This is a genomic window from Acinetobacter sp. 778_lipA, from assembly GCF_058242985.1.
In genome coordinates, this window is the sequence record NZ_JBZAYT010000001.1 from 237,542 (window position 1) to 258,510 (window position 20,969).

Sequence of the window (20,969 nt, forward strand, 5' to 3'; positions counted from 1 at the left end):
CATGTCGAAACAAGAGCCAATGGTCCGTCTTGAAGATACAACGGTACAAGACAACACAATGCAAAATAAGACTGTTCCATCTCAGCAAGTTCAACAATTGCATTATCGAATTGATACTGAAAATTGTCTGTCACATACATGGTATAAACCTGTATTTAGTGTGATTGGTTCAAATCAGCACAATGGTGAACGGTTCTTTAATGAAGTACGTAAACCACAAGGGCGTAGCCGTTGGGATTTGATGAAATGGCTGGGTACCCGAAAATCATATACTTGGAATGTGGATACCCAAAAAGAATCATCAGAATTCTATGCGGCAACACGCGTATTACCTCAGAATCGACCAGATGCTGATGAACATGATTGGCAAATCTGGTTTGTGAGTCATGCGACTGTACTGGTTCAAATTGGTCCCTATAACTTTTTAACTGATCCTGTTTGGGCCGACTATGTTAGTCCGAAACATGGGCGTGGACCAAAACGTGTGATTCCTGCTGGAATTGCTTTAGAACAATTGCCAGAGATTCATGCAGTTTTACTCAGTCATAATCACTATGACCATATGGATTTAGCCTCTTTAAGATGGCTACACAACAAGTTTGCCATGCCAATCTATACAGGTTTGGGCAATGCCTGTTACTTGCCTAAAGAGTTCCATGTGATTGAGATGGACTGGTGGCAATCTGCATTGTTTAAAAACTTAAAAATTATTTATACCCCAGCACAGCATGGCTCGGGTCGTGGTTTACGTGATCAGAATATTGCATTGTGGGGTGGTTTTTCTGTGGTATCGCAACATGGTCATTTCTTCTTTGCTGGCGATACGGGGTATTCACCGCATTTTAAAGAAATTCAAAAACGGTTAGGTTCACCGCGAATTGCGTTATTGCCAATCGGTGCGTATGAACCAAGAGCGCTAATGAAATATATGCACATGAATCCACAAGATGCTTTTCAGGCGCATTTAGATTTACAAGCCAAGCGTTCTTTGGCAATTCATTACCGTACTTTCCAATTGACGGATGAAGCGCGGGAACAGCCTGAGCAGGATTTACAAAAGGCTATGAAGAATTCATCAAAAATGATTAATCCATTCTACTGTATTCGTGAAGGCCGTAAATTGGTGGTGTAGTGAGTCTTATTGAGCCATAAAAATTGAGAGCGCTAAAAAATTGAGAAGACTAAAAATGATAAAAATCTTATCGAGTACTTTGTTGTTTTGCTTGGTGATGAGCTCAGTTGCTGCAAAATCTATAGACCTAACTCAAGCGGCTGGGGCTGATGGAGATCAGATGACTATGGCAACAGCCGAAGAAGATAGTCCAGCAGCAGATGATACAGAGAGTATCAAACCTCTCAATGAAAAATATGACTTGGAAACGGGTGATGAATGGAAATTAATTCATCAAAATTCAAATAATCAATTTTTTGAAAGTATCACCACAATATCTGATGGGAATCAACTTATTCAAGCTTGGGTTAAAAGTGTGAACCCAAAAAGGCAATACATGATTAATTATTATCAAGTACTGTGTAAGGATCGGACATTTACACGACTTGAGCAGTTTAAAAGTCAGGATGATAAAAACTATAAACTGGTTAAAAAGGTCGAGCATTATCGTCAGACACAACCCTTTAGTCAGGCAGGTGAAATACTTCCAGTTTTGCAAAAGCTGTGTCAGGATTAGGGGGTATTTACCCAGACTAAAAAATAGTGTTGATTCCTGATTGAAAAATCAAGGGAGATGAATAATGAAAATAATCCAAACTTTATTGATGTTACTGGCATTATCTAGTACAGCTTTTGCTGAGACTCAAAATATACAAATTAATCAAAATAATTTTGAGTTGAAAACAGGGATGAATCAAGATGATGTTGATTTATTACGAAAAGATATTGAATTATATCGAGATAATAAAAAGCTGCTCACGCATACAATTTATTCAACCACGGGTGACTGTAGTATTCTCCAGATTGAATTGGGTGATTATGAGATTAAAGATAATAAGATTATTTTTTATAGCTACTGGGCTTCGGGTGATCGGCAGGGACTCTGGACCTATCCTTATGGTGTGCGCAAACAAACCTATACTGTGGATGCAAAGGGTAAAGTGGAATTAGTCAGTGCTGTACTATATGTTGAAGATATTTTGGGTGATCCGCTTAGCACAAACCCAGATGAGGAATACCTTCAATTTTTGCATACCGCTCCAAAAACTAAGCAACAACAACGTGCATTGAGTGAATATATTCAAACCATGCAAAGTGATTATAAAGGTCGATTTGTGCATGGACAGGAACGGGCGCGCTTAATTCAAGAAGTGAAAAGCAAACTTGCCAAGCAAATTGCGACTGAAACCAAAGGATGGAAAGAGCAGTTTGGTACAAATATGCGAATGTAAGTTTATTCGGCTTTTTGAGCATTGAGAAGTTGAATTGCGACAATAGACAGTGTGGCCATTGCGGTATTCATGATGAAAGGATTAAAACCCCGCGCAAAATAGTGTGGATAAACGATCGCAACAACCAGTAAAAACAACAGCATCGCGATGATATTTAAATAATGCAGAAGCTTTGATTGTCTAAAAATAAGAAATAATCCACCAAATATTATTTCTCCAAATCCTGAGAGTTCAATAAGTCTAGGAATGGGCAACAATTGAATCCCTGTAAATTGCCAAAATTGTTGCTCTTCGATGACTTTATATATAATTTTAGGGATGAGCCCTTGATAAAACCATAATACAGCCAGTGAAATATGAATGGTCAATAAGGCATTCTGAAGTACTTTAGAATTTTGCATCAATGCTATGTTCCAAAAAATGTTTTTTATTTTTAGATGAAGGCAGTAAACACTGTGCAGTTGTACCAAATAAACGATAGCGATTTAAAGCGATTCGGCAATATAGAAAATCTCGGATAAATTTAGGTATCCCGTACCCCATTTTTAAATATGAAAAGGGTGGTCCTAAGCTTTCAATCACTTTTAAAAACGCAGTGGATTCACTATAGGCTTGCCCATTTTTAATCACCAACATGCTATCAAATTGCTCAGTGGGCATTTGGTAATGTCTTAAGATGTCTTGTCCTAAAGGTGATTGCACCGAAGTTAATTTAAATTGTGCCTGTGTATCATATTTGATTAAAAACTTTGCCCAGCCATTACATAACACACAGATTTCATCAAATAAAATGATGTCATGTTGTTGAATTAGCGTTTCAATTTTCTGTTGCATGGCTTTACTCGCAATTGGGAGTTTCTTCAATATAGTGCATTTATACAAAATAAAAAACCGCCCGAAGGCGGTTTCTATTGAATGACTTTTATTGAACTAGACTTATTGAAAACCAGGATGACCTTTACCAGGATCGCTATCCCGTGCAGCTTGTGCATCTGCAACAGTTAAGCCCAAGGCTTTTGCCACGCCTTCACCATACGCTGGATCACATGCATAACAGTTACGGATATGACGATACTTAATAAAATCAAGTGCATCACCCATTGCACCCGCCGTATTATCAAACAGTGCTTGTTTTTGCGTATCATTCATTAAATTGAATAAAGCGCGTGGTTGGCTGAAATAATCCGAATCATCTTGGCGGAAATCCCAATAATCTGCATCACCACTGATTTTTAATGGTGGTTCTTTAAACTGAGCTTGTTCTTGCCATTGGCTGAAACTGTTCGGTTCATAGTGTGGTAAACCGCCATAGTTTGCATCGACACGGCCTTGACCATCACGGTGATTAGAGTGAACAGGGCAACGTGCAGCATTGACAGGAATTTGTTGATAATTCACACCCAAACGGTAGCGTTGAGCATCGGCATAGTTAAATAATCGCGCTTGCAACATACGGTCAGGTGAAACACTAATACCTGGAACTAAATTGCTTGGTGCAAAAGCTGATTGTTCTACATCAAGGAAGAAGTTTTCAGGATTTTTATTCAGCTCAAACTCACCCACATCAATCAGTGGATAATCTGCATGAGGCCAAACTTTGGTAAGGTCAAATGGATGATAAGGGACTTTCTCTGCATCTGTTTCAGGCATGACTTGAATTTGAAGCTTCCACTTTGGGAAGTTACCATTTTCAATCGAATCAAATAAATCACGTTGATTACTTTCACGATCTTTAGCAACAACCGCTTCCGCTTCAGCATCGGTTAAATTTTCAATGCCTTGTTGGGTGCGGAAATGAAATTTGACCCAAAAACGTTCATTGTTTGCATTGATAAAGCTGTACGTATGACTACCAAAACCATGCATATGGCGGAAGCTTTTTGGAATACCACGATCAGACATCACAATCGTCACCTGATGCAAAGCTTCAGGTAATAACGTCCAAAAATCCCAGTTGTTGGTTGCACTACGTAGATTGGTTTTGGGGTCGCGTTTTACGGCTTTATTTAAATCTGGGAATTTACGTGGATCACGCATGAAAAAGACGGGAGTGTTGTTCCCAACGAGATCCCAGTTTCCTTCTTCGGTATAGAACTTGAGTGCAAAACCACGAATATCTCGTTCTGCATCTGCTGCACCACGTTCACCAGCTACGGTGGTGAAGCGTGCAAACATTTCCGTTTGTTTGCCAATCTGTGAGAATATTTTAGCGCGTGTGTACTGGGTAATATCGTGAGTTACGGTAAATGTACCAAAAGCACCTGAACCTTTTGCATGCATTCTGCGCTCAGGAATAACCTCGCGTGCAAAGTTGGCCAGTTTCTCGTTTAACCATAAATCTTGTGCCAGTAGAGGACCACGTGCGCCTGCCGTTAAACTATTTTGGTTGTCTACAACAGGTGCACCAAAGGCCGTTGTCAGGTGGGTTACAGGACATTTTTTTGAGTCTTGGCTCATTCTATTTCTCCATTTTTAATTAATCATGTATTCATTTTTGAATAGATGGAATAGATAAAGAATATTCGCTATTACATGACATTAACCGTAATTGAAAAACCAATATAGTGCACAATTGTTAAATCTAATTGATCTAAAAATAAATGATTTGTCATTTATTTTTAGAAACAACTTACTGGCCTATATCTGCTTTAAAAAAATTGTTGATCAAGGAAGAGCAATCAACGTTTTAAAGCGATAACTTTACTTTAGAGTGATTTTTTATATTTGTAAAATTGATAAAAATATTGTTATTGATTTGTTTTGGCGATTAATAGGGCAGAGCTCTGCGTACTGATAGGTAAAATAATAATTCAGCTTTTATTTACAATAATAATGATGGTTTAAAATATAAAAAAATAAAAATCAACAGCTTGTGTTTTTTGGTGAAAATGGACTTGGATACAACCAACTTGTCTTCATCCATTTGAGAATATTTTGCAGAGCGAAAATTGATTGCATTCAATTTTAGAAAATCTGTTTTTTAATACATATAACGCTATTTATAATTTGAACCATATCCGCCTCCAAAACTTTCCAATCCTTAAACTCAGGTTCGATCAGCAATGTCTGCGAGACAACACCATAGCAAATTCTTTGTACATTTAGACTCATTTGTTTAAGTTTTTCATCATCCTGAATAAAAGGTTTCAGCATGTTTTGCCACATCTCTACCATCATGGCATAACTTTTTTGATACGTTTCAATACTGGAAACCTGTCGTTCTAATAAGAAAGACTGGGCCCATAAAAATTGTTGTGTTTGAATTTGCTCAAGTTGAAAATGAATAATTTGCTGTAAATAGCTTTGAAAATCTGATTTTGTGGATAAGTCATACACGCTTTGTGCATAACTTTTTAAGACTTCTGCATTGCTTTTTACATGTTGGTGAATGGTTAAAGCAATCAAATCTTCTTTTTTAGAAAAATATTCATAGAACGTCCCTAAACCCACACCAGCAAGATCAGTAATTTCACGAATGGTAATTTTATTGGCAGGATGTTCATGTAAAAGCCGAACAAAACTTTCCATCAACGCTTCTTGCGTGATACGTGCCCTTGATTGGCGGGGTTTACGACGCACATTGATTGCAGGTAAAGCCATAAAAATAATCCGAACATCCTTGAAGGTATTTTCTTCTATACTGAATGCAATTGGTAAAAACAACAAGACAGGAATTCAGGATGAACACAGCAGAGAATTGGCAAACACATGAAATCAGCAATCAGTTTGACGAACTGCAAAACTATAATTTATTGACTACAGATCAAGTCTTACAAGAAATTTTGCAACGTTATGGCAGTCAGGATCAGCAATGCCTAACTGAGTTTTCAAAGATTGCGGGTTCTACTGAATATTATGAATATGCCGATTTGGCCAATCGACATACTCCTGAATTACATAGTTTTGATGCTCGTGGTCGCCGTAAAGATTTTCTAGAGTTTCATCCTGCATGGCATAAATGGATGCGGCTAAATCGACAATTTGACACACACGCACATCCATTTAATCATCCACAATCAAGTTCAAAATGGGTCGATTGGGCGGCTCGATTTTTCCTGAGTGGACAAGTCGAGTGTGGCAATCTATGCCCTAATTCTATGACGCTAGGTAGTATTCCCTTAATTCAAAATGAACCTGAGTTGTGGGCAAAAGTTGGTGAAAAGCTCTTATCGACTGAATACGATGAACGTGACATTCCGATTTCTCAGAAAAAATCAATTTGGTTAGGTATGGGGATGACGGAAAAGCAGGGCGGGTCAGATGTGCGCGCCAATGAAACACGGGCTGTTCCTGTAGCTGAGTCAGGACGTGGGCAAGCATATCTACTGACAGGACATAAATGGTTCTTTTCCGCACCAATGTGTGACGCACATTTAGTCGTGGCAAAAACTGAACAAGATGGATTGGCCTGCTTTTTTGTACCACGTTGGCTAGAAGATGGGACAAAAAATCCGGTTCAAGTACAACGACTCAAAGATAAAGTGGGTAATCGCAGTAATTCAAGCTCAGAAGTTGAATTTAAAAATGCTTGGGGCATTATGATCGGTGAAGCTGGGCGCGGGATTCCCACGATTATTGAAATGGCAAACTATACACGTTTGACCTGTTCAGTCGGTTCAAGTGCGATGTTACGTCAGGCTTTGGTGCAATGTATTGCCTATACCCGTCAGCGTAAAGCCTTTGGTAAACATTTGGCGGAACAACCGTTGATGCAAGCGGTATTGGCGGATTTAGCTTTGGAAACAGAAGCAGCCATGCAATTGAGTTTTCATCTTGCGCATTGCTATGAGAGTGATGATGAATTATCTCTGGCATGGAGACGAATCATGACACCAGCAGCAAAGTTCTGGGTGTGTAAGCGTGCCGTGGAGTTGACAGGTGAGATGATGGAAGTCTTCGGTGGCAATGGTTATGTCGATACAGGAATCATGGCACGTATTTTTAAAGAAGCCCCTGTAAACACCATTTGGGAAGGCTCTGGTAATGTGATGTGCTTGGATGTATTACGTGCAATTCAACGTGACCGTGAATCAATTGAAGTCTTATTTAAATCATTTGCACAAGTTGCATCTCAAGATCCAATTTTACAAGATGAATTACAAGCTTTATTTAAATTATTTAATGGCTTACAAGCAGATGAATTGCAATTTATGGCACGTAGCTTAGTCAGTCGTTTGGTTATCTTGGCACAAGCTATTTTGCTGAAACAATATGCACCAGATTTTGTTGCGGATGCTTTTATTGCAACACGTTATAGTGCGTTTTATGGACGCGTGGTCGGAATGTTAGATGCACAAGCTGTGGATGTAAAACGTTTGTTAGATAGAGCTTTAGCTTAATCCCTTCGAAAACGCAAAAGCGGCATTATGTAAATAATGCCGCTTTTTTTTAAGCCACTTTTATCAAAGTTCAAGCTTGGGATGTGTAATCGAAATTACTTTTGTTTTTTAAGCTTTTTTTTGAGCTTTTTCAATTTACCTTCGTGTTTGGAGATTTTTTCCAAACGTGCTTTGATTTTCTGTTTTAAAGATTTAACTTGCTTAGACATCATGTTACTCCTTAGTTTGAGTATCCGTTGGCTGATGTTTTTTGATAAAACTACGGATAAATTTTCTTAACTCACGCGCTGCACTGGTATCCATCGTTTCGCAGAGTTGTAAAAACTGGTCACGCTCAGCACTGTTAATGCGAATTAAGAGTTGCCCATCTTTTTTATTCACCTTTGTCTTTTTGGGTAATTCAGCCATGACGTATTTATCCCCAAAGGTGATAATCCAAAAAATGTATATACAATATATATGCATTTTTTGGATTTGGCAAATTTATATTGTTGAAAATATTTAATATTTATGTTTTTTATTGAAATTTGTTGTAATTAAGTTTTTATTTCAGTAAATAAGTTGTTGTTATCGCAGTTTTTATCTTTTAATAAAAATTTGTTTATGAGCGGAAGAATCAACAGTAGATTACAAGCGGATGCTTTTATTAAAACACCTTATAGTATGTTTTATGGATGAGTTGCTGAAATGTTAGATATGCAAGCTGTGGATGTAAAACGATTGCTAGATAGAGTTTTACTGAGGACATCGGGTATGTAGTGAGTGAGCTATTTTTAAAAGAAAACCCATTTATTTATAATGAGTTTTCTTTGTTCATTGAACTCAGCATTTCACAGAATTAATTAGATTTGATCAGCTCAACTCTACGATTTAAAGCTTTACCGTCTTCAGTTGAATTATTCGCAATAGGGTGTGTATCTCCCAAGCCTTTGGCTGTTAAACGGCTTTGTTGAATTCCAGTATTATTGGTTAAAGCTTTAACAACAGCATTTGCACGTTGTTCTGAAAGCGTTTGATTATGTTTGGTATTACCTGAATTATCTGTATGACCATTAATACTCAATTTGAGTTCAGGGTTGTTTTTTAGCAGTTGAATGACTTGTTCAATTTGGGGTTGAGAGTCGGGCAAAATATTCGCTTGATCCGTGGCAAAGTTAACCTCAATATTGACTTTATTGTCCTTATCCAAAGCTGTTTTGAGTTGGTCTGAATTTAATACTTTAGCTGTAATTTCAACAGGTTTAGTTTCTGCGACGAATAGGCCAGCATGTCCATTCCCTGCCTGTGTCAATTGGAACCAAATATTTTTATTGGCTTGACGTATCACAAAGGTCTGTGTCGGGTTATTAAAAATATCTCCCAATCCTGCAACATAATCGACTTGGAATTTTTGTGGGATATTTTCTAATTCTTGTTGAGGAATTTTACTCTGTGTAATTTGTTTGCCACCCAATTGCTGGATTACATTTTCCAAATTACGTTGCAATTCTAAAAAACTTCCTTCTTTATAATTTTCATTTTGTTGAATGGCTGCACTATATAATTGACCTTCAATATTTTCGATATGTTGACCTGTCCAAAATGGTATTTTCTCAAAATTTACGGTCGTTGCTTCGTGAAACTGATAACCATTTGGCAAAGAAATATATGGAAACTGACCAAGTGTAATATTTGAAATTGGAATCTTGGAGAGATCAAAAGTGTTCTCTGTAGATTCAGTTTTCGCAGTTTCAGATGGTACAGAACTCGCACTTGATTCAGTTGTTATGACTTCTGCTTTCTCAGGTTTACTACATGCGATTAAACCAAGTGTAGGAATAACCAATAATAGTAGAAAACTCGATAATTTCTTTTGATTGAACACATGATCCTCCAGTTCTAACTCATCACCCTATATTTTATTGAGCATATTTATATTCAAATTTCTTTAAATACTATAGATAACAATACTCATGAATTACATGAAGTTTTCAATCTGATTTGTAAAATTTTAATTAAATTAAAAATGATCTTTTGATGATTAAAATCAATTTGAGATAAGTCTGCAAATTTGCCTTGATGCAATAGTTAAAAAGAGTGCAATAGAAAATAGTCACAAACTTGATCAATACAAATACTTGTATTCTACACAAAAAAGCGTAATATCAGATTCCCACTGATCAAGTGGTATACAGCAAAATAGGTAAAGAAAATGGCAAAGAAAAAAGCAATGCCAGAGGTTGTGATTCACAACTTTGTGGCCAAACACATGCATGAAGTCAACAAAAGCCAAGTGTTTGTAGATCGTAAAAAGAATGCAAAACGGGGTTATGATAAACACAAAAAAGGTCGATATTCTGATGATTATCGGCCTTTTTTGTGGACTGCAATTTTTGCTTAAATAATTATAAAAATCTAATAAAAATAAATAATTAAATATTGACCAAACGATTCGATTTCACCATATCGGCCAAACCATGATGCTTAAAGTAATACTCCATCCAGCTCTTGACCATGAGTGGGTTATTCATCGCTATTACTTCTTCTAATAACTTTTGTGCATCTGTCATTGATACATGACAAATCGCTTTACGCACACGCAAAATATTACTTGAACTCATCGACAAGGTATTGAATCCCATTGCCATAAGTAAAATGGCTGAGAGTGGGTCACCCGCCATTTCTCCACAAATACTGATTGGTTTTTCATACTTATGACATTCTTGAACCAACCGTGTTAAAGCACGGAGTACAGAAGGATGGAAGTGTGAATAAACACTAGATACGCGTGGATTATTACGATCAACTGCCAATAAATATTGTATTAAGTCATTTGAACCGACTGAGAAGAAATCGACCAATTCAGCAAATTCACCAATTTGTAAAAGTACACTCGGTACTTCAACCATAATGCCGATTTTAGGTTTGGCAAATTTAACTTGTTCTTCTTCCTGAACTGCAATCCAGTCACGTTCCAGTAAGTAAAGTGCTTCTTCTACTTCACTGACACTGGTAACCATTGGCAATAAAATATGCAGATTGTTTAAGCCGATACTGGCTTTTAACATTGCTCGGATTTGTGAGGAAAAGATTTCAGGGTGATCAAGGGTAAAACGAATGCCACGCCATCCCAACGCTGAATTTTCTTCTTCAATTTGGAAATATGGTAGGTCTTTATCCGCACCAATATCAAGTGTACGCATCACCACAGGTTTGTTGGCAAAGTGACTGAGCTGTTGACGATAGATCGCACGCTGTTCTTCTTCGCCTGGGAAACGTTCACGCAGCATAAATGGAATTTCAGAACGATAAAGCCCTACACCTTTTGCACCACGTTGAACTCCGCGTACCACATCAATCATGAGACCGGTATTTACATACAGCTTTACTGCAACACCATCAGGGGTAATGGCATCTTTGGTTTCATATTGCTTTAAATCTTTGGCAATTTGTTCTTCTTCTTTTTGGATCTCTTTATAACGTGTACGTAAACGACGTGGTGGATTGACAAAAACCCGACCTTGATAAGCATCGACAATCATTTCGACATCATCAAGCGTATTTACCGGCAGTTCAGTAACACCCACGACAGTTGGAATACCAAGCGCGCGCGCGACAATCACCATGTGTGAGTTGGCAGCGCCTTCAGAGGTCACAATCGCAGCAATTTTATCTACAGGGAGCTCAACCAAAGCAGCCGTACTGATCTCATCCCCAATTAAAATACTTTCAGAGGTGATCTCTTTATGACTAGTATCGCCTTCTTGTAACGCAGCTAGGATTCGGCGTCCAAGGTCTTTTAAATCAGATACACGTTCACGTAAATAGTCATCTTCCATTTGCGCAAAAAGCGCAACATGGCGTTCAATCACATTTTTAACTGCACCTTGCGCCCAGCTTCCATCTCGAATAATTTCTTTAATTTCAGCAGGTAAGGCATTTTCATCCAACATACGTAAGAACACGCTAAATAAAGCACGTTCCTCCGCCATGAGCGAATCTTGCATCTTGTCATCAAGCGATTGAATTTCATTGCGTACAGACACAATGGCTTGGTCTAAAAGCTTAAGTTCTTCACTGATATCATCGGCATCACGGTCTGGTACCGAAGCTAAATCTGCCGGAGGGTAAAGGATGATGGCACGGCCAAGTGCAATACCGCCTGCACCAGATGAACCTTGGAAGGTCTTGTAGTTAGATGAATTGCTGGGTTTTCGGAAAACATCAATATTACCCACTGCATGTGCATGGGCAATTACCCCAGAGAGTTGCGCACATAAGGTCACCAGAAATGATTCTGCTGCCTCGCTAAAATCTTGAGGTTCGGTGTTCTGAACCACCATCACGCCCATCACTTTGCGGCGATACATGACTGGAACACCAAGGAACGAGTTATAGATCTCTTCCCCTGTTTCGGGGAAGTAGGCAAACCGTTCGTGTTTAAACGCATTGTCTAAGTTGACAATCTCTTCACGTTGTCCCACTAAACCAACCAAACCCTCGCCAAGTTGTAAGGAAACTGTCCCTACAGATTCTTGATTTAAGCCTTTGGTTGCCATGAGTACATAACGCTGGTTACGTTCATCTAAAAGGTAAATAGAGCAAACATCAACATGCATGGCTTCGGAAACTTGATTGACCATGATTTCCAAGGAATCATGCAAACTGACTGACGCATTGATCTCTTGTACAATACGTCTTAATGTGTCCAGTTGCATGTTCGACATGGATGTATGCTCCTAATTTAAGCTATGTTTTAAAGCGACTTCATCAGTATTATTTATAACAGTACTACCTTGAAAAATCATTCATATTTTGAAGAAATTTCAGCTGTATATTTCGGCATTCGCATACATAACTCCATCATCGCTTTACGATATACATCTCGTTTAAAATTCACCACTTGTCCAAGCGGATACCAGTAACTAACCCATTGCCATTGATCAAACTCCGGCGGGTCAGAGAGATTCAACTGAATATGTTTCGTTGAAGCTGTGAGTTTCAGTAAAAACCATTTTTGCTTTTGTCCAATACAAATCGGATCGGAATCCGAGCGAATGTATCGAAGCGGCAAACGATAATGCAACCAGTCATCTGTCTGGGCAATAATTTGGACATGTTCGGGTAGGAGCCCAACTTCTTCTCGTAGTTCTCTAAATAGAGCTTGCTCAGGAGTCTCTCCAAACTGGATACCTCCTTGAGGAAATTGCCAAGCATTGTGTCCAATGCGTTTTGCCCATAAAACTTGTCCAATATCGTTTGCCAAAATGATCCCGACGTTGGGTCGGAAACCTTCTGAGTCGATCATTTGGCTACCTAAAATTTGTTAATTTCATTTGACTTTATATATGGGGACATACACTCTTTTGTCCAACTCGATAAAGTCAAAGTAATAATGTTTTAAAATTGCTATGATCTTAACGAATTTCTATCGACTAGCGGTGATAGATTTACAATTTTTTTCTTAAATTTCAGTTTAAACGAGTATTTTCATGGAATTGGCGCTGTTTGACTTAGATCACACCTTATTAAATACAGATTCTGACCATTCTTGGGGAGAGTTCTTAGTCAATGAAGGCTTGGTCGATCCAGTCCGACATCGTGTGATGAATGATCAGTTTTATGAAGATTATAAAGCAGGCAAGCTTGATCCAATTGCTTATAATGAATTTGTCTTTGAGTTTCTTACTCAACACGATAATACTTATTTAACTGAGTTACATCAGTTGTTTATGCAAAAAGTGATCCGCCCACAAATGCGTCCAGCTGGTTTTGCCGCGATTCAAAAACATAAAGATTTAGGACATGCGTTGGTTGGTATTACGGCAACCTCAGATTTTATTACAGCACCTATTTTCCGTGAATTTGGTATCAGCGAAATTATTGCGACCAATGCTGAAATAAAAGATGGGAGATACACAGGGAAAGTGATTAATGTCCCATGTTACCAAAAAGGTAAATTGGCACGTTTAGATCAATGGCTCGATGGACGTACTGTCACTGAATCATGGGCTTATTCAGATTCTATTAATGATCGTTTTTTATTGGAATATGCTGATCATGCGATTGCAGTAAATCCTGATGATCGTCTTGAGCACTTCGCCAAAGAACAGGGGTGGGATATCCAAGATTGGTCGATTTGAGATAGATTGATTATTGTGATTTAAAGCAGTGTTGATCACTTTTTTTTATAGGTTCATGGTTTTGTTAAAAATGCTAAGTTTTGTAAAAATTTTTATAAATGAAGATTTTGTACTTCATTTTCATTATAAAAATGCTATGTTGATTTGAGCACTTTTAAAACTGACGGAGATTATATAATGAGCCAGACACGTCCAAGAATGACCAATTTATTTGAACAACTCGGTTTGGATTCTAGCGAAGAGGCGATTCAAAGTTTTATTGCAAATCACCAGTTGGATGCAGATACATTAATTACAGAAGCATCTTATTGGAGTGAGGGACAACGTCAGTTTCTTGCTGAAAAAATTAAATCTGATGGTGAATGGGCATTAGTGGTTGATCAGTTAAACGAGTCTCTACATGAGGACTCAGTAAAGTAAAAAATTGTGCAATGAAGATTTTATAAGGGAATAATTAGTAAGATCATTCCTGTGTAATATGTAAATCCCTTATCTTGAGTCACAAGATAAGGGATTTTTATTGCAGGGATTATTTCATCATCTCAATCAATTCCTGTACAGCTCTAGATTGTGTACGCCCAGGATGCCAAACCATACCCAATTGGCGGTTCATTTCGAAACGAATATCAAGTTGTTGTAAGTCTTGATTTAATAAGGTTTTAGGTAAAACAGACCAGCCTAAACCAATTGAAACCAACATACGAATAGATTCAAGTGGATTATTACTCATGGTGATTTTCGGCTTTAAACCTTTCTTTTCAAATTCTGCCAATGTGATTTGGCTGGTATAAGTCTGTGCTGCTGGCAATAAGCTTGGGTATTCAATCAGATCTTCAAGCTTAAGATTCTTTTTTTGTGCCAAAGGATGGAAGGGTGCAACCACGAAAACTAAAGGGTCATTCCAAATCGTGATATAATGCAAACGCTCATCACCTTGTGGCGGAAGGGTTAAAAATGCCAGTTCTAAATCCCCAGCGAGCACTTGTTCATGTGCTTGCTCAGAGTCCACAAAATGTACATCTAGTTTAACTTCAGGAAAGTGCTGTACGTATTTTTTTAAATGTTGTGGTAAATGGTGTAAGCCAATATGGTGACTGGTGCCAATCTTGAGTTTTCCTCTAACTTCGCCTTGCTCATGACTTAAGGTATGGTGAATATCTCCCAACTCATTTAACCAGTTTTTTACTTTAGGTAATAATGAATGCGCTGCATGTGTGGCTTGGACTCCACGACCTGCGGACTCAAAAAGTTTGACGCCGAAATATTCTTCTAAGCTATGTATGCGTTTGGTGACAGCTGGCTGAGTAATAAACAGATGTTCTGCTGCCATAGAAATAGAACCAGTTTCCATAACTTTGACAAAAGCTTCAAAAGCAGCGAGATTCATAATATTTTCATCCATAAAGAATTTTTATGCGTAATTCATTATTTAGAAACTTTAAGAATTAATCAAAGTAATTTTCAATTTTTTTTATTTTGTACAAAGTGATTGCTTCCATTCACGCGTTGGAAAAATTTTAATACAACTTTTTGCTATACAATTTGAGCAAAGCTCATTTATAGTCTGCGGATAAAAACAACAAAAGGAAAGCTATTTGAATCAATCATCAAACACCGCCATTCACTATTTTCAACATTATACTAGATATACTTTCTCTAAAACTTGGCTTCAATTTTTTATCACGATACTCATATTTTCTGGTTTGGGTTTAATTTGTGTATATTTTTTTAATATCTATTTCCCCATCATTATCGTCGCTATTCTCAGCATAATTTGGTTGAAGCTTCGGTTGAATCGCTTAAAAAAAATGAGAGATTTGGTGAGTTTTAAAATCCCAAATAATATTTGGCTTGCTTTTAAACAAAGACATCCGAATATTCGACAATCTTACTATCCCTTGATTGAAGAAGGTTTTAAAGACTATTTGGCAATTCATTTGTGGCGTAGAGGAGCATATGCAATGCCTTCGCATTCAGTGGACGCGTTATGGCATATATTAATTGAAGAATTTGATGAGTTTTATCAGTCGATGACTCAACGTTTTTTAGGCTATAAACTGATTCATAAACCACATGCTTTACAAGCAACTGAATCACAACAAGCTGCTCAAAGACAGCAACTACTCAATACTTGGCAAGGCGCATGTTATTTACATCGTTTGAATCCACAAAGCACTCAAGTTTTACCGCGACTTTTTCAGGTTGATGCCTATATTCGCTGGCAGCAAGGCTTAATTTTTAGTTTACCTTTTATGATTACGATGTATAGTCAAATGATGAGTTCAGCCTCAGATCTTCCGCAGGCTTCTGCAACATCATCATGTTCTTCGAGCTCTTGTTCAAGTTCCTCAAGTGATTCGAGCCACTCTCATAGTACAGGCTCAGATTCTTCATCTTCTTCTTGTAGCAGTTGTAGCAGCTGCGGAGGAGGCGGTGGTGATTAGCATCTCCAGCCCCAGCAAAACATATAATCTAGATTTTGATTTCAGTACTTTGAGCGGCTTTTTGGTCTCGTTTATTCCAAGCCTTTTCATGGAAAAAGAATGCAAATGCTTGTACGGTCGGCTCAAGTAAGCTTAATGTCACAGCCATCCAAAAATTACCTGTTACTGCATAAGCAACTAACATTGCTACGGTGATGTGCATAATGTAATAACTTAAGGTTTTTTTGAAAACACGTTGATTGTTTTGTAAGAAATTCTGGATACCCGCCATGAGTTTCACCACTGATTTATCGATTAGTTAAATAATAATCATTATCAATTGTAATGTAAAAAGGTTTTTTTGATTAATATTGATTGGATAAAACGATATTCTATTCTTTATGTATTGCATAGCGATTGTTTCTATCTCATTTATCCATTTTTTTAAATGATGAACTTGCTTATTGTTTAGTTTACACCTCAACTTTGTTTGCTAATTTCTCGGTTTTTATTGTTGACTAACCGAATTCCTTTAAAATTATTGAAGATATATAATTGATTAAACAAAAGAGAAGTTGAATAATTTATGGATGTGATTACAGGTTATTTATTTTGACAAAATTAATTCCAAAAAGTTTTTAAATTAATAAAAATGATAAATTAGATTTATGTAAAAACGTGGTTATAATTGAGCTAATGAAAGAATTACCCAGTCCAGTGGAGCATTTCGACATGGCAGGCGAAAACCAAAAAGCAAAAACAGAATCAGTAAAAACTTTGTATGACAAATTGTGGGATGACCATCTTGTAACACAACGTGATGATGGCTCAGCATTACTTTATATCGACCGTCATTTATTGCATGAAGTGACTTCTCCACAAGCATTCGAAGGCTTACAACTTGCTGGGCGTAAACCTTGGCGTTTAAGTGCTAACGTTGCAACACCTGACCATAATGTTCCCACATCAACCAAAGAGCGCTCAGAAGGAATTGCTGGAATTGAAGATGATACTTCTCGTATCCAAGTTCAGACTTTAGATGATAATTGTAAAACCTTTAATGTGGTGCAGTTTGATATTAACGATGTTCGTCAAGGTATTGCACATGTCGTTGGGCCAGAACAGGGTTTAACTTTACCAGGTATGACGGTGGTATGTGGAGATTCGCATACAGCGACACATGGCGCATTTGGGTGTTTGGCACACGGGATTGGAACATCAGAAGTTGAACATGTATTGGCAACCCAATGTTTAGTACAGAAGAAAATGAAAAACATGTTGGTGCGTGTTGATGGGACATTAGGTCAAGGCGTCACTCCAAAAGACGTGGTTTTAGCAATTATTGGTAAAATCGGAACTGCTGGTGGTACAGGGCATGCAATTGAATTTGGAGGTCAGGTATTCCGTGATATGTCGATTGAAGGACGTATGACAGTTTGCAATATGGCAATCGAAGGCGGCGCGCGTGTGGGTATGGTTGCAGTAGATGATAAAACGATTGAGTACGTTAAAGATCGTCCTTATGCACCGACAGGCCAGCAGTGGGATGCAGCAGTTGCTTATTGGAATACTTTACATTCTGATGAGGATGCATACTTTGATACGATCGTCGTTTTAAATGGTGAAGAAATAGAACCGCAAGTGTCTTGGGGGACTTCTCCTGAGATGGTGATTCCTGTATCTCAAGCTGTTCCAACGTTGGAGCAGGCTAAAGATGATGTACAGCGTAATGATTGGACACGTGCTTATCAATATATGGGCTTAAATGCGGGTCAGGCGTTGGCTGATATTCAATTAGACCGTGTATTCATTGGTTCTTGTACCAACTCACGTATTGAAGATATTCGTGCTGCTGCAGAAGTGGCGAAAGGTAAAAAAGTAGCGTCAAGTATTAAACAGGCGATGGTTGTTCCTGGCTCTGGTTTAGTGAAACAACAAGCAGAAGCGGAAGGTTTAGATAAAATCTTGATCGAAGCTGGTTTTGAGTGGCGTGAGCCAGGTTGTTCAATGTGTTTGGCGATGAATGCTGACAAGTTACAACCAGGTGAACATTGTGCTTCAACTTCAAATCGTAATTTCGAAGGCCGCCAAGGCAATGGTGGGCGTACTCACCTTGTGAGTCCAGCAATGGCAGCTGCGGCAGCAATTGCAGGTCACTTTGTTGATGTACGTTCATTCTAATCAGGCTTAAGGAGCAAAGATATGAAAGCTTATACCGTTGAACAGGGTATTGTTGCACCTTTAGACCGTGCCAATGTAGATACCGACTTAATCATTCCAAAACAGTTTTTAAAATCAATTAAACGCACGGGTTTTGGGGATAACTTATTTGATGAATTACGTTATTTAGATGAAGGTTATCCGGGGCAAGACAATTCTAAACGTCCGAAGAATCCTGATTTTATTTTGAATCAGCCACGTTACCAAGCGGCATCTGTATTAATTTCTCGTGCCAATTTTGGTTGCGGTTCAAGTCGTGAACATGCGCCTTGGGCATTGGAAGAGTATGGTTTTCGTACAGTGATTGCACCAAGCTACGCGGATATCTTTTTCAATAACAGTTTTAAAAATGGTATGTTGCCAGTGATTTTGCCTGAACATGTTGTTGATCAATTATTTAAAGAATGTACTGCTCAGGAAGGCTATCAATTAACCATTGATTTAGAAGCTCAAGAAGTTCGTACTCCAAGTGGTGAAGCTTTTAAATTTGAAGTCGATCCATTCCGTAAACACTGTTTATTGAATGGCTTGGATGATATTGGTTTGACTTTACAGGCTGCGGATGAAATTCGTGCTTATGAAGAAAAAACTAAACAATCACGCCCTTGGGTATTTGCTGAAATTCAAGGTTAATTTTCAGCGAACATTTTACACATAGCGTGAATGCCTAACTCTTGCTAACATGCGAGTATAACAAAATGAATGTTAACTCAGTGAAGTGAGGGTTGGGGTTGAGCAATGACTAAGTTTTTGAGTTGCAGTGTTTTAATAGGTTTAATAAGCCTTATGCTTAGTGCATGTCAATCTACTCAAATGGTTGATTTAATGCGTATCAAGCAAGCTGAAAATAAACATGTCAGCCAAAATTCAGTTTCTGTCTATTGTTCAGGTGCAGAACATTGTGAATTTGCGCGCTTAAATGATGTGATTATCATGGATGAACGTGCACAACGTGCCAATCGTAGTGCCATTCAAAAGGGTTATCTCAAATTAACGGGTGAGCCTTTAGATCAAAATGGTGTTTATTTAACGATTCCACCTCAGCAATATGAGATGGTGATTCGATTCTATCCAATCACTAAACAGCATGCTGAAATTTTCCATGTTATTCATGATTTTAAAGCAAATCAAAAATACACATTTAAGATGTATCGCTTAAGGTCACAGGGTTCAGGAAGTTTGCTGAATGTTTCTTCACCGACGCCACTATGTGTCGATATGATTCAAGAAAAACGGACAATTCGCCGTTTTTGTCGTCCACATAATGCGGTGACTGGCGTGAGCGAATTTGTTGAACAGAAGATTTAATCTCACATCAGTATAGATACTGAAAAATAAATGGAACTACAAATGTCTAAACAAATTTTGATTTTGGCAGGTGATGGTATCGGTCCTGAGATCGTTGCTGCTGCTGAAAAAGTACTGACACGTGTCAATGATAAATTTAATTTAGGTTTAACATGGGAACAAGGTTTGTTAGGGGGGGCAGCAATTGATGCACATGGCGAACCTTACCCAGCAGTGACAGCGGAACAAGCAAAAAAAGCAGATGCAATTTTACTAGGTGCTGTAGGCGGTCCAAAATGGGATAACATTGAACGTTCAATTCGTCCAGAACGTGGTTTATTGAAAATTCGTAGTGAATTAAATCTATTTGCTAACTTACGCCCTGCAATCCTTTATCCGCAATTGGCGGATGCGTCTAGTCTTAAACCTGAAATTGTTTCTGGATTAGATATCCTTATTGTTCGCGAGCTGACGGGGGGCATCTACTTTGGTCAACCACGTGGTATTCGTGAACTCGAAAATGGCGAGAAGCAAGGTTATAACACTGACGTTTATTCAGAGTCTGAAATTAAACGTATCGCAAAAGTTGCTTTTGAAATGGCAAATTTACGTGGCGGTAAAGTCTGTTCAGTGGATAAAGCCAATGTACTTGAAGTAACTGAGCTTTGGAAGCAGACAGTGACTGCACTCAAAGAACAGCAATATCCAAATATTCAACTTTCACATATGTATGTTGACAATGCAGCAATGCAATTGGTCCGTGCGCCAAAACAATTCGATGTGATCGTGACTGGGAACTTGTTCGGTGACATTCTTTCCGATGAAGCAGCAATGCTAACTGGCTCTATTGGTATGCTTCCATCTGCCTCTTTAGATGAGAATGGCAAAGGTATGTATGAGCCTTGTCATGGCTCTGCTCCTGACATTGCAGGCCAAAACGTTGCCAATCCACTTGCAACCATTCTTTCTGTAGCAATGATGCTACGCTACACCTTTCGTGAAGAAGTGGCTGCAAAAGCCATTGAGGATGCTGTAGGGCAAGTTTTAGACCAAGGCTTGCGTACTGGTGATATTATGTCTGATGGTATGCGTAAAGTGGGTACGGCTGAAATGGGTGAAGCTGTCGTTGCAGCGATTGCTTAAGCACTTGTTTTAGATACTTGCTAATAAAAAAC

Annotated in this window: 22 protein-coding genes; 12 read left to right on the top strand and 10 right to left on the bottom strand. The window is 38.2% G+C overall.

Annotated features, from left to right (window positions below):
* Position 1 precedes the first annotated feature (1 nt).
* From AC4CUY_RS01175 to AC4CUY_RS01185, 3 genes are all read left to right on the top strand, one after another.
* The gene (locus tag AC4CUY_RS01175; protein ID WP_336952217.1) at positions 2-1,132 is read left to right on the top strand and encodes an MBL fold metallo-hydrolase; all 1,131 of its coding nucleotides are present in this window, start codon (positions 2-4) and stop codon (positions 1,130-1,132) included.
* A 55-nt stretch (positions 1,133-1,187) separates the two neighbouring features.
* The gene (locus AC4CUY_RS01180; protein ID WP_336952216.1) at positions 1,188-1,688 is read left to right on the top strand and encodes a hypothetical protein; all 501 of its coding nucleotides are present in this window, start codon (positions 1,188-1,190) and stop codon (positions 1,686-1,688) included.
* Between the two features lie 64 nt (positions 1,689-1,752).
* Complete coding sequence (locus tag AC4CUY_RS01185; RefSeq protein WP_336952215.1) at positions 1,753-2,403, top strand: hypothetical protein; 651 nt, start codon at positions 1,753-1,755, stop codon at positions 2,401-2,403.
* A 2-nt stretch (positions 2,404-2,405) separates the two neighbouring features.
* On the opposite strand, the gene AC4CUY_RS01190 is transcribed toward AC4CUY_RS01185, so the two are convergent.
* The 4 genes from AC4CUY_RS01190 to AC4CUY_RS01205 all read right to left on the bottom strand — a co-directional run bounded on the left by AC4CUY_RS01190 (position 2,406) and on the right by AC4CUY_RS01205 (position 6,003).
* Positions 2,406-2,804, bottom strand: a complete 399-nt coding sequence (locus AC4CUY_RS01190) for a DoxX-like family protein (RefSeq protein ID WP_336952214.1) — start codon at positions 2,802-2,804, stop codon at positions 2,406-2,408.
* Positions 2,791-3,237 carry a thiol-disulfide oxidoreductase DCC family protein gene (locus AC4CUY_RS01195; protein ID WP_490773566.1) on the bottom strand — a complete coding sequence of 149 codons (447 nt, stop codon included), beginning with the start codon at positions 3,235-3,237 and terminating at the stop codon, positions 2,791-2,793. The genes AC4CUY_RS01190 and AC4CUY_RS01195 overlap by 14 nt, the downstream gene beginning before the upstream one ends.
* Before the next feature lie 102 nt (positions 3,238-3,339).
* Positions 3,340-4,860: a catalase gene (locus AC4CUY_RS01200; protein ID WP_490773567.1), complete on the bottom strand. Its 1,521-nt coding sequence runs from the start codon at positions 4,858-4,860 to the stop codon at positions 3,340-3,342.
* 507 nt (positions 4,861-5,367) lie between these two features.
* Complete coding sequence (locus tag AC4CUY_RS01205; RefSeq protein ID WP_336952211.1) at positions 5,368-6,003, bottom strand: TetR/AcrR family transcriptional regulator; 636 nt, start codon at positions 6,001-6,003, stop codon at positions 5,368-5,370.
* Between the two features lie 80 nt (positions 6,004-6,083).
* Here AC4CUY_RS01205 and AC4CUY_RS01210 point away from each other — a divergent pair, with 80 nt between their 5' ends.
* The gene (locus AC4CUY_RS01210; protein ID WP_419327044.1) at positions 6,084-7,742 is read left to right on the top strand and encodes an acyl-CoA dehydrogenase family protein; all 1,659 of its coding nucleotides are present in this window, start codon (positions 6,084-6,086) and stop codon (positions 7,740-7,742) included.
* A gap of 213 nt (positions 7,743-7,955) precedes the next feature.
* Here AC4CUY_RS01210 and AC4CUY_RS01215 read toward each other — a convergent pair whose 3' ends face one another.
* Positions 7,956-8,150: a hypothetical protein gene (locus tag AC4CUY_RS01215; RefSeq protein ID WP_004718119.1), complete on the bottom strand. Its 195-nt coding sequence runs from the start codon at positions 8,148-8,150 to the stop codon at positions 7,956-7,958.
* A gap of 430 nt (positions 8,151-8,580) precedes the next feature.
* Positions 8,581-9,606, bottom strand: coding sequence for an OmpA family protein (locus AC4CUY_RS01220; RefSeq protein WP_490773568.1), 1,026 nt, complete (start codon positions 9,604-9,606; stop codon positions 8,581-8,583).
* Between the two features lie 327 nt (positions 9,607-9,933).
* On the opposite strand from AC4CUY_RS01220, the gene AC4CUY_RS01225 reads away from it, so the two are divergent.
* The gene (locus AC4CUY_RS01225; protein WP_004718115.1) at positions 9,934-10,122 is read left to right on the top strand and encodes a DUF7230 family protein; all 189 of its coding nucleotides are present in this window, start codon (positions 9,934-9,936) and stop codon (positions 10,120-10,122) included.
* 31 nt (positions 10,123-10,153) lie between these two features.
* On the opposite strand, the gene ptsP is transcribed toward AC4CUY_RS01225, so the two are convergent.
* Positions 10,154-12,448 (bottom strand): phosphoenolpyruvate--protein phosphotransferase, encoded by a 2,295-nt coding sequence (gene ptsP / locus AC4CUY_RS01230; RefSeq protein WP_490773569.1) that lies wholly within the window; start codon positions 12,446-12,448, stop codon positions 10,154-10,156.
* Between the two features lie 77 nt (positions 12,449-12,525).
* Positions 12,526-13,029 carry an RNA pyrophosphohydrolase gene (locus AC4CUY_RS01235; protein WP_336952205.1) on the bottom strand — a complete coding sequence of 168 codons (504 nt, stop codon included), beginning with the start codon at positions 13,027-13,029 and terminating at the stop codon, positions 12,526-12,528.
* Between the two features lie 184 nt (positions 13,030-13,213).
* Between AC4CUY_RS01235 and AC4CUY_RS01240 the strand changes: the two genes are divergently transcribed.
* Positions 13,214-13,864, top strand: coding sequence for an HAD family hydrolase (locus tag AC4CUY_RS01240; RefSeq protein WP_419327047.1), 651 nt, complete (start codon positions 13,214-13,216; stop codon positions 13,862-13,864).
* Between the two features lie 177 nt (positions 13,865-14,041).
* Positions 14,042-14,284 carry a DUF2789 domain-containing protein gene (locus tag AC4CUY_RS01245; protein WP_336952204.1) on the top strand — a complete coding sequence of 81 codons (243 nt, stop codon included), beginning with the start codon at positions 14,042-14,044 and terminating at the stop codon, positions 14,282-14,284.
* Between the two features lie 109 nt (positions 14,285-14,393).
* On the opposite strand, the gene AC4CUY_RS01250 is transcribed toward AC4CUY_RS01245, so the two are convergent.
* Positions 14,394-15,251 carry a LysR family transcriptional regulator gene (locus tag AC4CUY_RS01250; protein ID WP_490773570.1) on the bottom strand — a complete coding sequence of 286 codons (858 nt, stop codon included), beginning with the start codon at positions 15,249-15,251 and terminating at the stop codon, positions 14,394-14,396.
* 433 nt (positions 15,252-15,684) lie between these two features.
* Between AC4CUY_RS01250 and AC4CUY_RS01255 the strand changes: the two genes are divergently transcribed.
* Positions 15,685-16,308 (top strand): glycine-rich domain-containing protein, encoded by a 624-nt coding sequence (locus AC4CUY_RS01255; RefSeq protein ID WP_490773571.1) that lies wholly within the window; start codon positions 15,685-15,687, stop codon positions 16,306-16,308.
* 28 nt (positions 16,309-16,336) lie between these two features.
* On the opposite strand, the gene AC4CUY_RS01260 is transcribed toward AC4CUY_RS01255, so the two are convergent.
* Positions 16,337-16,579: a DUF2061 domain-containing protein gene (locus tag AC4CUY_RS01260; RefSeq protein WP_336952202.1), complete on the bottom strand. Its 243-nt coding sequence runs from the start codon at positions 16,577-16,579 to the stop codon at positions 16,337-16,339.
* Between the two features lie 440 nt (positions 16,580-17,019).
* Between AC4CUY_RS01260 and leuC the strand changes: the two genes are divergently transcribed.
* The 4 genes from leuC (at position 17,020) to leuB (ending at position 20,937) form a co-directional block, all read left to right on the top strand.
* Positions 17,020-18,468 (top strand): 3-isopropylmalate dehydratase large subunit, encoded by a 1,449-nt coding sequence (gene leuC, locus AC4CUY_RS01265; RefSeq protein ID WP_336952583.1) that lies wholly within the window; start codon positions 17,020-17,022, stop codon positions 18,466-18,468.
* Between the two features lie 21 nt (positions 18,469-18,489).
* Positions 18,490-19,140 carry a 3-isopropylmalate dehydratase small subunit gene (gene leuD / locus AC4CUY_RS01270; protein WP_419358929.1) on the top strand — a complete coding sequence of 217 codons (651 nt, stop codon included), beginning with the start codon at positions 18,490-18,492 and terminating at the stop codon, positions 19,138-19,140.
* Between the two features lie 105 nt (positions 19,141-19,245).
* Positions 19,246-19,815, top strand: a complete 570-nt coding sequence (locus AC4CUY_RS01275; protein ID WP_336952200.1) for a hypothetical protein — start codon at positions 19,246-19,248, stop codon at positions 19,813-19,815.
* 42 nt (positions 19,816-19,857) lie between these two features.
* Positions 19,858-20,937, top strand: a complete 1,080-nt coding sequence (gene leuB / locus AC4CUY_RS01280) for a 3-isopropylmalate dehydrogenase (protein WP_004718091.1) — start codon at positions 19,858-19,860, stop codon at positions 20,935-20,937.
* The last annotated feature ends 32 nt before the right edge of the window (positions 20,938-20,969 follow it).